Origin of the sequence: Streptomyces sp. NPDC048415, assembly GCF_040651675.1 — a bacterium.
In the GTDB taxonomy this organism is placed as follows: Bacteria; Actinomycetota; Actinomycetes; order Streptomycetales; family Streptomycetaceae; genus Streptomyces.
Genome location: NZ_JBEZKJ010000098.1, coordinates 1 through 12,922 on the forward strand (window position 1 = coordinate 1; position 12,922 = coordinate 12,922).

13 protein-coding genes are annotated in these 12,922 nt (G+C 71.5%); 8 read left to right on the forward strand and 5 right to left on the reverse strand.

All coding sequences use genetic code 11. The features are described 5' to 3' along the window. On the forward strand, window positions 1–885 hold an 885-nt coding region (locus AB0D27_RS37835; RefSeq protein ID WP_362517995.1), incomplete at its 5' end, for a 2-oxo acid dehydrogenase subunit E2. A gap of 58 nt (window positions 886–943) precedes the next feature. Here the strand turns inward: AB0D27_RS37835 and AB0D27_RS37840 are convergent. Further along, window positions 944–1,627 (reverse strand): hypothetical protein, encoded by a 684-nt coding sequence (locus AB0D27_RS37840; protein ID WP_362517997.1) that lies wholly within the window; start codon window positions 1,625–1,627, stop codon window positions 944–946. A gap of 277 nt (window positions 1,628–1,904) precedes the next feature. Between AB0D27_RS37840 and AB0D27_RS37845 the strand changes: the two genes are divergently transcribed. The 4 genes from AB0D27_RS37845 to AB0D27_RS37860 all read left to right on the forward strand — a co-directional run bounded on the left by AB0D27_RS37845 (window position 1,905) and on the right by AB0D27_RS37860 (window position 7,192). Next, window positions 1,905–2,528: a GntR family transcriptional regulator gene (locus tag AB0D27_RS37845; protein ID WP_362518000.1), complete on the forward strand. Its 624-nt coding sequence runs from the start codon at window positions 1,905–1,907 to the stop codon at window positions 2,526–2,528. A 263-nt stretch (window positions 2,529–2,791) separates the two neighbouring features. After that, on the forward strand, window positions 2,792–5,494 hold the full coding sequence (aceE, locus tag AB0D27_RS37850) for a pyruvate dehydrogenase (acetyl-transferring), homodimeric type (protein WP_362518003.1): 2,703 nt from the start codon (window positions 2,792–2,794) through the stop codon (window positions 5,492–5,494). A gap of 132 nt (window positions 5,495–5,626) precedes the next feature. Continuing rightward, window positions 5,627–6,598: a WYL domain-containing protein gene (locus AB0D27_RS37855; protein WP_362518006.1), complete on the forward strand. Its 972-nt coding sequence runs from the start codon at window positions 5,627–5,629 to the stop codon at window positions 6,596–6,598. A gap of 75 nt (window positions 6,599–6,673) precedes the next feature. Next, window positions 6,674–7,192 carry a DUF4240 domain-containing protein gene (locus tag AB0D27_RS37860; protein ID WP_362518070.1) on the forward strand — a complete coding sequence of 173 codons (519 nt, stop codon included), beginning with the start codon at window positions 6,674–6,676 and terminating at the stop codon, window positions 7,190–7,192. A gap of 21 nt (window positions 7,193–7,213) precedes the next feature. Here AB0D27_RS37860 and AB0D27_RS37865 read toward each other — a convergent pair whose 3' ends face one another. Both AB0D27_RS37865 and AB0D27_RS37870 read right to left on the reverse strand, forming a co-directional pair. Beyond that, on the reverse strand, window positions 7,214–7,444 hold the full coding sequence (locus AB0D27_RS37865; RefSeq protein ID WP_362518009.1) for a hypothetical protein: 231 nt from the start codon (window positions 7,442–7,444) through the stop codon (window positions 7,214–7,216). A 95-nt stretch (window positions 7,445–7,539) separates the two neighbouring features. Next, window positions 7,540–8,286 (reverse strand): peptidoglycan recognition protein, encoded by a 747-nt coding sequence (locus AB0D27_RS37870; protein WP_362518012.1) that lies wholly within the window; start codon window positions 8,284–8,286, stop codon window positions 7,540–7,542. A gap of 314 nt (window positions 8,287–8,600) precedes the next feature. On the opposite strand from AB0D27_RS37870, the gene AB0D27_RS37875 reads away from it, so the two are divergent. Then, a complete protein-coding gene (locus tag AB0D27_RS37875) occupies window positions 8,601–9,785 on the forward strand; it encodes a MarP family serine protease (RefSeq protein ID WP_362518015.1) in 1,185 nt (394 codons plus the stop codon). Window positions 9,786–9,860: 75 nt separating this feature from the next. Here the strand turns inward: AB0D27_RS37875 and AB0D27_RS37880 are convergent, their stop codons facing one another. After that, on the reverse strand, window positions 9,861–10,646 hold the full coding sequence (locus AB0D27_RS37880; RefSeq protein WP_362518017.1) for an SDR family NAD(P)-dependent oxidoreductase: 786 nt from the start codon (window positions 10,644–10,646) through the stop codon (window positions 9,861–9,863). 110 nt (window positions 10,647–10,756) lie between these two features. On the opposite strand from AB0D27_RS37880, the gene AB0D27_RS37885 reads away from it, so the two are divergent. Then, the gene (locus AB0D27_RS37885; protein WP_362518020.1) at window positions 10,757–11,422 is read left to right on the forward strand and encodes a TetR family transcriptional regulator; all 666 of its coding nucleotides are present in this window, start codon (window positions 10,757–10,759) and stop codon (window positions 11,420–11,422) included. On the opposite strand, the gene AB0D27_RS37890 is transcribed toward AB0D27_RS37885, so the two are convergent. Further along, the gene (locus tag AB0D27_RS37890) at window positions 11,423–11,911 is read right to left on the reverse strand and encodes a GNAT family N-acetyltransferase (protein WP_362518023.1); all 489 of its coding nucleotides are present in this window, start codon (window positions 11,909–11,911) and stop codon (window positions 11,423–11,425) included. Between the two features lie 72 nt (window positions 11,912–11,983). Here AB0D27_RS37890 and AB0D27_RS37895 point away from each other — a divergent pair, with 72 nt between their 5' ends. Then, a complete protein-coding gene (locus tag AB0D27_RS37895) occupies window positions 11,984–12,919 on the forward strand; it encodes a TIGR01777 family oxidoreductase (RefSeq protein WP_362518026.1) in 936 nt (311 codons plus the stop codon). Window positions 12,920–12,922: the final 3 nt, after the last annotated feature.

The following is a 12,922-nucleotide window of genomic DNA, read 5'->3' on the forward strand; positions in this document are numbered from 1 at the left end:
GCCGCCGTCAAGGGCACCGGCGTCGGCGGTCGTATCCGCAAGCAGGACGTCATCGCCGCCGCCGAGGCCGCGAAGGCCGCCGCCGCCACTCCGGCGCCGGCCGCTGCCGCTGCGACAGCCGGGGGCCCTGCCGCCAAGAAGACCCCGGCCCTGGAGGTCTCCCCCCTCCGCGGCCAGACCGTCAAGATGCCGCGCATCCGCAAGGTCATCGGCGACAACATGGTCAAGGCCCTGCACGAGCAGGCCCAGCTGTCCTCGGTCGTCGAGGTCGACGTCACCCGTCTGATGAAGCTTCGGGGGAAGGCGAAGGACTCCTTCGCGGCCCGCGAGGGCGTCAAGCTCTCCCCGATGCCGTTCTTCGTCAAGGCGGCGGCCCAGGCGCTGAAGGCCCACCCGGCCGTCAACGCCCGGATCAACGTGGACGAGGGCACGATCACCTACTTCGACACCGAGAACATCGGTATCGCGGTGGACTCCGAGAAGGGCCTGATGACCCCGGTCATCAAGCACGCGGGCGACCTGAACATCGCCGGTATCGCCAAGGCCACCGCCGACCTGGCGGGCAAGGTCCGGGCGAACAAGATCACCCCGGACGAGCTGTCCGGCGCGACCTTCACCATCTCCAACACCGGCTCGCGCGGCGCGCTCTTCGACACGATCATCGTGCCGCCGAACCAGGTCGCGATCCTGGGCATCGGCGCCACGGTCAAGCGTCCGGCCGTCATCGAGACGGAGGAGGGTACGGTCATCGGCGTCCGCGACATGACGTACCTGACGCTCTCCTACGACCACCGTCTGGTGGACGGCGCCGACGCGGCCCGTTACCTGACCTCGGTCAAGGCGATCCTGGAGGCGGGCGAGTTCGAGGTCGAGCTCGGCCTGTAGTACCCGCTTCGCTGACGCGCTGCCCCCGTCCGGTGCTCCGGGCGGGGGTCTCGCGTTTCTAGTGCGGCTTCAGCGTCTCGTCCGTCCACAGCACCAGCGTCTCCACCCACACGTTCGGGATCTCCGTCTGGTACGCGGGCGTCAAGTGCCGTGCGCGATAGGCCGCGAGGACGTCGTACGTCGCGTCGAGGCAGTCCCGCGAGCCCGGATCGCCGGTCTCCGGGTCGATACCGACGAGGAAGCCGCGGCTCTCGACGGTAGGGATCATGGCGCGGGCGGAGCCGACATCGCTGGTCGACGAGGAAGCGCAGCGATAACGGCTGTACGGGTGGGCCGACTTGCCAGGGTAGTGCGCGTCGCGGGACATGTCGCTCAGCATCCGGGCGTATGTGCCCTCGGCGTGCCAGGCACCGATGTCGCGACCGGGCGCGATGTAGAGCGCGTTGGTGGGGTTCTCGACGGCGCCGTACTCCCAGCGGTCGGTGCCCGTGACGCGGAAGCCCCAGCCGGTGTGGCCGAACCGCTGCGCGCCGTCCGGCTTGACGAAGACGCAGGCACCGCCGGGACCGGCGGGCTGACCGGCCGAGCCCACGGGCGTGGAGCCCGGGGCCTGGGTGCCGCCGCTCGGCTTCACCGCCGCCCCGGTGTCCATCGGCTGGCAGCCGCTGACGCCGAGCACCGTGCCGGCCGCCGCTGCCGTCATCGCCCAGCGGAGCCCCCGATTCCATCCCCGTCCGCTCATGCATCCCCCTGGTGTTCACGGGGGTGCCCCTCACGGGAACCCCTGTGCCGCCCCCCACGCCGTAAGGGCCCCGCCAGTTCAAGGGGTGACACGGCCGTGACGCCTCCGCGCATCAACCGCTACGGGTCTTTACAGACACGACCACTCTGAGCGCGTGTAAGTCTCGTCTCACCTGCGGGAAAGCGCCCCCGTGCGCCCCTCACCGGCCGGGGTGCGGCCTTATTGTCTAAACGTCAAACGCCCTCGGGGTCCCCGTACCCCTCCCGAAGGAGCCTTCATGACCGCGCCCGTCGTCCACTCGCTGCGCGAACAGATCCGCGAGCACATCGTGGAGGGGATCGTCAGCGGGCGCTGGAAGCCGGGCGAGCGGATCGTGGAGCGGCGGATCGCGACCGAGCTGGAGGTCAGTCAGACCCCGGTGCGGGAGGCCCTGCGCGAGCTGGAGTCGCTGCGGCTGATCGAATCGGCGCCGAACAAGGGCGTACGGGTGAGGAACCTCACCGCCGCCGACCTGGAGGAGAGCTACCCCGTACGAGCCGGCCTTGAGGCCATCGCGGCGGAGCTGGCGGCCGAGCGGCTCGCCGAGGACTGCTCGGCGCTGGAGCCGCACGTCTCCGCGCTGTACGAGGCCGACCGGCTGTCCGACGGGACCGGCCAGGTCCGGCACACGGTCGCCTTCCACCGCGAACTCGTCCGCGCCGCGGGCAACTCGGTGCTCCTGCACACCTGGGAGGGCCTGGGCATCGAGGTCTTCACCGCGCTGTCGATCCGCTGGCTGGGGACCGTCCAGCAGTCGTACGCGGAGGAGCACGAGGCCCTGGTGGACGCCTTCCGGCGGCGGGACCCGCTGATCGCCGACCTGGTGAAGGCGCATGTGCTCGGCTGCGCCCCGCGGCCCTGACACAGCGGAGCGCACCCATGCTCACCTGCGAAAACCCTGCGAATCCAAGGCACCCGGTGCCTGCCTTGAAGGCACCGGGTGCCGACTTTCTCGATTCGGAGCGGTTTTCCCCTTCAACCCTTTGATCGATCATCGATCAGGGAGTTACAGTCACCGACGGGCTTCCACCAGAGCCCACCCGCCCTGTCCTGCCAAAGACCAAGGGCACCCCGAAAACCCCTTACCGATGAGGGAACCCCCCTCCGCATCCGGAAGGCGGCGCAATGACCGACCCCACCGCAATCCAGCCGAGCGAGCTCGACCAGCTCCCGGACCGCGACCCGGAGGAGACCGCCGAATGGCAGGCCTCCCTGGACGCCGTCACCCAGGCGGCCGGGCCGCACCGTGCCGCGTATCTGATGCGCCGCACGCTGGAGCGCGGCGAGGCGGGCGGCCTCGCGCTGCCCAAGCTGCTCGAGACGGATTACGTCAACACCATCCCCACCGCCGCCGAGCCCGTCGTGGACGGCGACGAGGAGATGGAGCGCAGGATCACCGCGTGGAACCGCTGGAACGCGGCCGCGATGGTGACCCGGGGCAGCAAACACGGCGTCGGCGGCCACATCGCCACCTTCGCCTCCGCCGCCTGGCTCTACGAGACGGGCTTCAACCACTTCTTCAAGGGCAAGGAGGGTGACGGGTCCGGCGACCAGCTCTACATCCAGGGCCACGCCTCCCCCGGCATCTATGCCCGCGCCTTCCTCGACGGCCGGTTGAACGAGCACCACCTCGACCACTTCCGCCAGGAGTCCGGCGGCAACGGTCTGCCGTCGTACCCGCACCCGCGCCGCCTCCCCTGGCTGTGGGAGTTCCCGACGGTGTCGATGGGTCTCGGCCCGCTCTCCGCGATCTACCAGGCGCGCTTCAACCGCTACCTCACGAGCCGCGGCATCAAGGACGTCTCGCAGTCCCACGTGTGGGCGTTCCTCGGTGACGGCGAGATGGACGAGCCGGAGTCGACCGCGGCACTCGGGCTCGCCTCCCGCGAGGGCCTGGACAACCTGACCTTCGTGATCAACTGCAACCTGCAGCGTCTCGACGGCCCGGTCCGCGCGAACTTCAAGATCGTGCAGGAGCTGGAGGCCCAGTTCCGCGGCGCCGGCTGGAACGTCATCAAGTCGCTGTGGGGCTCGGCCTGGGACGAGCTGTTCCAGCTCGACACCACGGGCGCGCTCGTCCGCCGTCTGCGCGAGGTACCCGACGCACAGGTACAGACGTACCAGACGCGCGACGCCGCCTACATCCGCCAGGACTTCTTCGGCGCCGACCCGGCGCTCGTCGAGATGGCGAAGCTGCTGAGCGACGACAAGATCCTCGAGTGTTTCCACCTCTCCCGCGGTGGTCACGAGTCGCGCAAGGTGTACGCGGCCTACAAGGCGGCCGTCGAGCACAAGGGCGCGCCGACCGTCATCCTGGCGCAGACCGTCAAGGGCTTCACGCTCGGCGAGGGCTTCGCGTCCAAGAACGCCAACCACCAGATGAAGAAGCTGACGGTGGACGAGTTCAAGCAGATGCGTGATCTGCTGGAACTGCCCATCTCCGACAGCCAGTTCGTCGACGGCGCGGTGCCTTACGGCCACCCGGGCGCCGACGCCCCCGAGGTCCGTTACCTCCAGGAGCGCCGCGCGGCCCTCGGCGGCCCCGCCCCGGCCCGCCGTACGCACGCGCTCGCGCCGCTGCCCGCCCCCGCCGACAAGACGTTCGCGTCCTTCGACAAGGGCTCCGGCTCGCAGAACGTGGCGACGACCATGGCGTTCGTACGCCTGGTCAAGGACCTCGTACGCGACAAGGTGACCGGCAGGCGCTGGGTGCCGATCGTCCCCGACGAGGCGCGCACCTTCGGTATGGAGTCGCTCTTCCCGTCGCTCGGCATCTACTCGCCCAAGGGCCAGACGTACGAGCCGGTCGACCGCGACCAGCTGATGTACTACAAGGAGGCCAAGGACGGCCAGATCCTCAATGAGGGGATCACCGAGGCCGGTTCCATGGCGGACTTCATCGCCGCGTCCACCGCGTACAGCACGCACGGTGAGGCGATGATCCCCTTCTACATCTTCTACTCGATGTTCGGCTGGCAGCGCACGGCCGACCAGATGTGGCAGCTCGGCGACCAGCTCGGCCGCGGCTTCCTGGTCGGCGCGACGGCCGGCCGTACGACGCTGACGGGTGAGGGTCTGCAGCACGCGGACGGCCATTCGCCGGTGATCGCCGCGACCAACCCGGCGGCGCTGTCGTACGACCCGGCGTTCGCCTACGAGATCGCGACGATCGTCAAGGACGGTCTGCGCCGGATGTACGGCGAGTCGGCGCCCGGCGAGGACCCGAACGTCTTCTACTACCTGACGGTCTACAACGAGCCGATGCCGCAGCCCGCGAAGCCGGCCGGTCTCGGTATCGACGAGGGCATCGTCAAGGGCCTGTACCGCTTCAACACGGCCGAGTCGGCGGGTCTGACCCCGGCCGCCAACGCCGCGCGGATCCAGCTGCTGGGCTCCGGCACGGCGATCCACTGGGTCCTCAAGGCGCAGCAGCTGCTCGCCGAGGAGTGGGCTGTGGCCGCCGACGTGTGGTCCGCCACGTCCTGGACCGAGCTGCGGCGCGACGCGCTGGAGGCCGACGCGGCGCTGCTGCGCGGCGAGGAGCGGGTGCCGTTCGTCCGCCAGGCACTGCACGGCGCCGAGGGCCCGGTCCTCGCGGTCTCCGACTACATGCGCCAGGTCCCGGACCAGATCGCGCAGTGGATCGAGCAGGACTACTCCTCGCTCGGTGCCGACGGCTTCGGTCTGTCCGACACCCGTGAGGCCGCCCGTCGCCACTTCGGCGTGGACGCCGAGTCGATCGTCGTCGCGGCGCTGGCGCAGCTCGCCCGCCGCGGCGAGGTCAAGGCCTCGGCGGTGAAGGAGGCGCGGGAGCGCTACGCCCTGTAAGGCCCGGGCTTGTGTGGGGCGTGGTGGCTTCGGCTGCCGCGCCCCTTCAGCGTTCCTGCCGCGCCTTCGCCGCCTCGGCTGCCGTGCCTTCGTCGCCGGTTCGTTGTCAGTGGTGCCCGGCATCATGAACGTATGCGTGCCGCTCGCCTGATCAAGATGGTGCTGATGCTCCAGTCCCGTCCGTGGATGACCGCCGCCGAGCTGGCGCGGGAACTCGAGGTGTCCGAGCGGACGATCACGCGGGACGCGCAGGCGCTGTCGGAGGCGGGAGTGCCGGTGTACGCGGACCGGGGGCGGTCCGGTGGGTACCGGCTGATCGGGGGCTACCGGACCCGGCTGACCGGGCTGGCGCGGAGCGAGGCCGAGGCGCTGTTCCTGAGCGGGGTGCCGGGGGCGCTGCGCGAGATGGGCCTGGAGGACACCGCCTCGGCGGCTCGGCTGAAGGTGTCGGCGGCGCTGCTGCCCTCCCTGCGAGACGCCTCGCGTACGGCGGCGCAGCGGTTCCATCTGGACGCGCCCGCCTGGTTCAGCGAACCCGGGACGCCCGAGCTGCTGCCCCCGGTCGCGGACGCGGTCTGGGACGACCGGCCGATCGTCGCGCACTACCGGCGGGGCGAGGCGGAGGTGCGGCGAACCCTCGAACCGTACGGGCTCGTGCTCAAGGCGGGGGTCTGGTACCTGTGCGCGCGGGTGCCGGAGCCGGGATCCTTCCGGGTGTACCGGATCGACCGGTTCACCGGCGTGGCCCCCGGCGAGGAGCGCTTCACGCGGGACGAGGGCTTCGACCTGCCCGGCTTCTGGGAGGAGCGGGCCGAGCAGTTCGCCCGCTCCATCCTGCGGGCGGAGGTCGTCGTACGGCTGTCTCCGGACGGGATACGACGGCTTCGGTACGTCCTTGATCCCGGGTCCGCGAGGCAGGCGCTGGACGCGTGCGGTGCCCCCGACGGCCGGGGCTGGGTGACCCTCACGCTGCCCGTCGAGTCCGAGGAGGTCGCCCACACCCAGCTCACCGGGCTCGGTCCCGAGGTGGAGGTGGTGTCCCCGGCGGCCCTGCGCGAGCGTTTCGCGGCGGACGCGGCTCGCCTCGCGGCGCTTTACGGGTGACCCGGATCCGTACGCATAACAATCTGCGGCACTCCACGTGCGTCCCCCCCGTCCAGGCCCGATGCTGGACCCGTGATGGACGAGACGGAGTTCTGGGAGCTGGTGGACACGACCCGCGAGGCCGCCGAGGGCGACCCCGAGGAACAGGCCGACCTACTCATCGAGCGGCTCGTCCAACTGGACCCGGACCTGGTCCTGGACTTCGCCCGGCACTTCGAGGCCCGCTACAACCGCGCCTACCGCTGGGACCTGTGGGGCGCCGCCTGGGTATTGCTCGACGGTGCCAGCGACGACGCCTTCGACTTCTTCCGGTGCTGGCTGATCGGCCAGGGGCGGGAGGTCTACGAGGGCGCGGTGCACGACCCGGACTCCCTCGCCGACCTCCTGGAGGACTTCGACGAGGAGATCGACGGCGACGGCGAGGAGCTGGGCTACGCGGCGGACGAGGCGTACGAGCAGCTCACCGGCACCGTCGCCCCGGACCTGGGTATCCCGCCCGCGGCCGCGGAACCCGAGGGCACCCCGCTCGACTTCGAGAACGAGTCCGTCATCGCGGAGCGCTACCCCAAGCTGTGGGAACGCTTCAGGGACTGACTGGTCCGGTGCGCCCCGAGGTCATGCCGCCGCTCGCCTGCGGCTGATGTCCGACGGGATGTAGGCCTGCGTCTGGTCGGCCTTCACCGCGTGGTACAGCGGAGCCGCGTTGGCCTGGTCGAGCGCCGACGCCGTGACCGCGGCCGGGCCCAGGACGACCGTCGCCACCGCGCAGATCACCGCCCACGGGCCGCGCGCCGCCTTCGTCCAGCCGTTCGCGTTCTCCGTGGTGTGTGTACGGCTGCTGTTCATGATCCCCGCCTCCAGTCGGCTTCTCCACAGACCGTAGGGCGCGTGGCTCTGGGGAGTCTGTGAGCGAGCTGCGGCGCCGCTGTGGCTGTGGGCGGTCATGCGTAGCGGCCCTGGAGGCGGGCCGCCCGTTGGCGTATCTCCGGCAGGCGTGCCGTCAGGGCGGCTCCGGGGCAGCTGGTCTCGTAGCCGGCGTTGTGTCCGGACACGGTGGGCAGCTCGGCCGCGGTTCCGGCGGCGTACCGGCTGAGGCTGTTGCTGGAGACCAGCCGGACCAGGGCACGCGGGTCGATGTCGGAGAGCCCGAGCTTCCACGCGGCGAGGCGGGCGATCGCCTCGGTCATCGCCCCCGGCACCGGCGTACCCGCCGTGAACGTACCGATCGCCGCGACCCCGGCGGTGCGGTGGTTGAAGCCCTGCGCGTGCGCGCCGGTGACGGGCCAGTCGACGCCGCCCGCGCGGCCCTCGTAGATCGTGCCGCAGCGGTCGACGAGGAAGTTGTAGCCGATGTCGTCCCACTGCTTCCTGGCGCCGGTCTGGCCGGCGTAGAGGTAGCGGATGATGCGGGGCGCGTCGGCGCAGGCGTACCCGTTCGGCGAGTCGGTGTGGTGGACGACGATCGCGACGACCCGGTCGTCGTAGCGGGGTCGCGGCTGGGCGTGGGTGCTCTTGGCGTCCAGCCACCGTGAGCGCGGCACGATGGACGGGCGGTCCGCGCCGTGGGCCGCCACGGGCTGGGCCGGGGCGGCCGGTCCGACCGCGAGGTGGGCCGTACGGTCCACCCCGGCCGCGCACATCACCAGCGCCATGACGGCGACGAGCCCGGGCAGGCACCCGAGCGCCACGAGGGCCGCGCTCGGCAGCCTCCATGGGAAACGCGCCGCGCGGGACAATCGCTTATCCCCCGCCGCGCGCGACGCTCGCCCCCCGCTCCGTATTCGTGGCCCCCGCGTCCTGTGGAAGACACGCATGCACCCACCCTGAACCCGATCCGCTCCTCCCGCGATGTGTGCTGTGCCACCCGGTGGAACCATCGTCGTGGTCCGGGACGTTTTTAGGAGTCCACGCGTGTGTGACCGTTTTCCCGGCGGCACACGCGCGTGCCTGATCACTGGGCGCGCCCCGCGCGTACTAGGGGGCCCAACAGAAAGGCGGCTCCGTGGACGTGCTCGACCTCCTGCTGATGCTGGTGATCCTGGTCTACGCGGCGTCCGGTTACCGCCGCGGCCTGGTCGCCGGCTGTGTCTCGCTGGCCGGTTTCGTGGGCGGCGCCGTCATCGGCGTGTGGGTACTGCCCTGGATGATGGGCCTGGCGACGGCGGGGACCACGGCGGCGACGGTGACGGCCGTGCTGACCGTGCTGGTGCCGGCGGTGGTGGGCCACGAGCTGGCGGGGCGGCTGGCGCTCAAGCTGCGCCACGAGCTGGACCGGGGACCGCTCAGGGTGGCCGACGGAATCGGCGGGGCCGCGGCGAACACGCTGGCCGTGCTGCTGGTGGCCTGGGTGGCCGCGAGCGTTCTGGGCGCGTCCTCGTCGACCGTGGTGACGCAGTCGATCCGGAACTCCGCGCTGCTGGGGGCCGTGCAGAACGCGATGCCGGAGACCACACCGACCTGGTTCTCGCGTGCGACCTCGGCGCTGACGGAGGCGGGCTTCCCGCAGGTCTTCAACCCGTTCGAGAACGAGCCGACGGCGGGCGTCGCGAAGCCCTCCGGGGACAGCGTCACGGCGAGCGCGACGAACGCCGCCAAGCTGAGCACCGTGAAGGTCGAGGGCGTCTCCGGCAACCAGGGACGGGAAGGCAGCGGTTTCGTCTACAGCTCCCAGCATGTGATGACCAACGCCCATGTGGTGGCGGGCATCGACCGGCCCACCGTGCGGGTGGGCGGGGTCGGCCGCGTCTACGAGGCCAGGGTGGTGCTGTTCGACCCGCAGAGGGACGTCGCGGTCCTGTACGTGCCGGGCCTCAGAGCACCCGTGCTGCGCTTCGACGGCATCGCCGCGCGCGGCGACTCGGCGGTCGTGGCGGGCTATCCGCAGGACGGCGGCCTCGACCTCCAGGCGGCCACGGTCGCGAGCCGCATCAACGCTACGGGCCAGAATATCTACAACACGGGCACCGTGACCCGCGAGATCTACTCGATCCGCTCCACCGTCCGCCCCGGCAACTCCGGCGGCCCGCTCCTCACCAAGGACGGCAAGGTGTACGGCGTCGTCTTCGCCCGCTCGACCTCGGACAGCGAGACGGGGTACGTCCTGACGGCGCACGAGGTCGCGAGCGACGCCCGGCAGGCGGCGAACGCCACGGCGCCGGTGGACACGGGCGACCTCGTCACGTCGTAAGGCGGCGCCGGGCGACCTCGTCACGTCGCAAGGCGACGCCGGGCGACCTCGTCGCGTCCGTAGGGCCGCGCCGGCTCAGAAGTGGGTGCCGCCGTCGATGCGCACTTCGGTGCCGGTGATGAACGCGCCGTCCTCGGAGGCGAGCATCGCGACGACACCGGCGACGGCCTCGGGGCCCGCGAAGCCCTCGCCGAGCGCCGGGGCCAGCTTGGCGAACAGACTCCAGTCGGTGTCCTCGGGAAGCCCGGGACCGACGCTCTGCCGGCTGGCGCCTGATCCGTCGGTCATGCCGGACGAGATCGAGCCGGGCTGTACGGCGGTGAAGCGGATGCCCTGCTTGCCGTACTCGCTCGCGAGCGCGTGCGTCATGGACTGGATGCCGCCCTTGGAGGCCGCGTACGCCGCCATGTACGGGTGCGCGAACCCCGCCGAGGTGGAGCTGAAGTTGACGACGGCGGGGCTCTCGCCGTCCAGCAGGTGCGCTATGGCCTCCCGGATCATCAGGAAGGTGCCGGTCAGGTTGACGGCGATGACCGTGTTGAAGTCGGCGAGGGACATCTCGTGGGTGTGCGCGGAGCGCAGGATGCCGGCCGCGTTGACGAGGACGTCCAGGCCGCCGAGGGCCCGGACCGCCCGGTCGACCCCGTCCCGTACGGACGCCTCGTCGGCGATGTCCACGAGGACGGTGGTCAGCCGTCCGGCGTCGGCGCCGGCCTTGGCGACGGTGTCCGCGAGTCCGGCCTCGCTCACGTCGGCGGCGACGACCCGGCCGCCCTCCGCGAGCATCCGCAGCGCGGTGGCCTGGCCGATGCCGGAGCCGCCCCCGGTGACAAGCGCGCGGCGTCCTTCGTAGCGGTTCATGGTGGGTCTCCCATGTCTCTCGATGCGCCTACACGGTACGCCGAGGTGGCACATTTTGCCAGGGCGGCAAAACACGTCCCTACCCATGTCCCGGGCGTACGCTTTCTCCCGTGAGCAGCCAGCCGTCCCGCGCGCCCGAGCCCCCCGCCCTCTCCCTGACCGAGCGCCGCAAGGCGGCCACCCAGCTCGACATCGCGCGCGCGGCTGCGGACCTCTTCACCCGGTACGGCCCCGACGGCACCACGGCGGAGGACATCGCCCGCGGCGCCGGGGTCGCGCTGCGCACCTTCTACCGCTACTTCCGCAACAAGCAGGACGCCGTGGGTCCGCTGCTCGCCGCCGGCGGCGAGCGCTGGCGGGCGCTGCTCGCGGCGACCGCACCGGGCACGGCGCTGCCCGAGGCACTGGAGAAGGCGATCGAGGAGGCGCTGTCCGCCCCGGACGAGCACGCGGCTGAGGGTCTGCGGCAGACCCGGGCGCTGCTGCGGGCGGCCGTGGACGATCCGGCGCTGCGGGCCGTCTGGTACCGCGTGAACCAGGAGTCGGAGGAGCGTCTGATCCCGGTGGTGGCCCGGCTGGCCGGCCCCGGCGCGGACCCGCTGGAGACACGGCTGGCCGCGGCGGCGGCCACCGACGCGATCCGGGTCGCCCTGGAGACGTGGGCAAAGAGCGACGCGGCGGTCGACGGCCCGGGCTCGCCCGCCGCACTGGCGGTCCGCTGTCTGCGTCAACTCATGGGCGGCATGGGCCCGTTGTTCGCCACGGAGACGAACTGATCAGAGGGAACGACCCATGAGTACGTCATCGACGTACTCCCCGTCGAGCAGAAACTCCTCGGGCAGGATCCCCTCCACCACGAATCCCTCGGACTCGTACAGCTTGCGCGCCGGGGTGTTGTGCCCCAGCACGCGCAGCGTGATGCGCCGGGCGCCCTGCCGCCGGGCCTCCTCCTGCACGGACCGCAGCAGGGCGCGCCCCACCCCGGCGCCGCGCGCCTCGTCGGCGACGACAAGGCCCTGGATCTGCCGGACGTGCACGTTGCAGGCGAGCGGGGTGGGGAAGCCCAGCCGGATATACCCCACCAGCCGGCCGTCGAACTCGGCGACGAGGTGGTCCCGGGGCCCGAACCGCTCGCTGTAGAAGGGCTCGTACGGCGGCCGGGGGCGCGGCGCGACGGCGTGCAGCGTGGACCAGGTGACCCGGTCGAGCCGGCCGAGGGCGTCTTCGTCGCCGAGAGTGGCGGTGCGTATGTACGGAGCTGGCATGCCGATCACTCTACGGCGGCGATAACGGGACCCGTCCCGTAATTTCCCCCGCATCCCGGGCAGGATGGACCCATGAGCGACTCACCCCTTCCCCCCGCCTCCCGCATCGCGATCTCCGGCGCGTCCGGCCTGATCGGCTCGGCGCTGGCGCGCTCCCTGACCGCGGACGGACACGAGGTCGTCCGCCTCGTCCGCCGTGCGCCCCGCGCGAAGGACGAGGTCCAGTGGGATCCGGAACGGGAGAAGGTCGACGCGGCGGGGCTCCTCGGATGTGCCGCGGTGGTCAACCTCGCGGGGGCGGGCGTCGGTTCGCGGCGCTGGACGGAGGCGTACAAGCGGAGGATCCGGGACAGCCGGGTGCTCGGGACGGCGACGCTCGCGGAGGCGGTGGCGTCGCTCGACGAGCCGCCGCGGGTGTTTGTCAACGGGAGCGCGATCGGGTTCTACGGCGACACGCACGGCCGGGCGGTGGACGAGTCGGCGCCGGCCGGGGACGGGTTCCTTCCCTCCGTGTGTGTGGAGTGGGAGGAGGCCACCGGGGCCGCGCAGGAGGCGGGCGTCCGTACGGTGTTCGCCCGTACCGGGCTGGTGGTGGCCCGCGGGGGCGGGGCCTGGGGGAAGCTGTTTCCCCTCTTCAAGGCTGGACTCGGGGGGCGGATGGGGGACGGGCGACAGTACTGGAGCTTCATTTCGCTCCACGACGAGGTGGCCGCGATCCGGCACCTCATCGACACGGAGTCCCTCTCCGGGCCGGTGAACCTGACGGCTCCCGACCCGCTCACCAACCGTGAGATCACCGAGGCCATGGGCCGCGTCCTGCGCCGACCCACCCTCTTCACCGCCCCGGCCCCGCTCCTGCGCCTCGCCCTCGGCGACATGGCCGGCGATGTCCTCGGCAGCCAGCGCGTCCTTCCTGCCCGCCTGCTGGAGTCGGGGTTCACCTTCGCGTTCCCGTCGATCGAGGGTTCGCTGCGGGCGGCACTGGATGTCAGCCCGTCCGGCGTTTGAGGA

Coding starts and splice junctions, on each gene's coding strand:
- AB0D27_RS37840 (WP_362517997.1), bottom strand. CDS start 1,627: ATGAGCGGACGGGGATGGAATCGGGGGCTCCGCTGGGCGATGACGGCA.
- AB0D27_RS37845 (WP_362518000.1), top strand. CDS start 1,905: ATGACCGCGCCCGTCGTCCACTCGCTGCGCGAACAGATCCGCGAGCAC.
- aceE (WP_362518003.1), top strand. CDS start 2,792: ATGACCGACCCCACCGCAATCCAGCCGAGCGAGCTCGACCAGCTCCCG.
- AB0D27_RS37855 (WP_362518006.1), top strand. CDS start 5,627: ATGCGTGCCGCTCGCCTGATCAAGATGGTGCTGATGCTCCAGTCCCGT.
- AB0D27_RS37860 (WP_362518070.1), top strand. CDS start 6,674: ATGGACGAGACGGAGTTCTGGGAGCTGGTGGACACGACCCGCGAGGCC.
- AB0D27_RS37865 (WP_362518009.1), bottom strand. CDS start 7,444: ATGAACAGCAGCCGTACACACACCACGGAGAACGCGAACGGCTGGACG.
- AB0D27_RS37880 (WP_362518017.1), bottom strand. CDS start 10,646: ATGAACCGCTACGAAGGACGCCGCGCGCTTGTCACCGGGGGCGGCTCC.
- AB0D27_RS37890 (WP_362518023.1), bottom strand. CDS start 11,911: ATGCCAGCTCCGTACATACGCACCGCCACTCTCGGCGACGAAGACGCC.
- AB0D27_RS37895 (WP_362518026.1), top strand. CDS start 11,984: ATGAGCGACTCACCCCTTCCCCCCGCCTCCCGCATCGCGATCTCCGGC.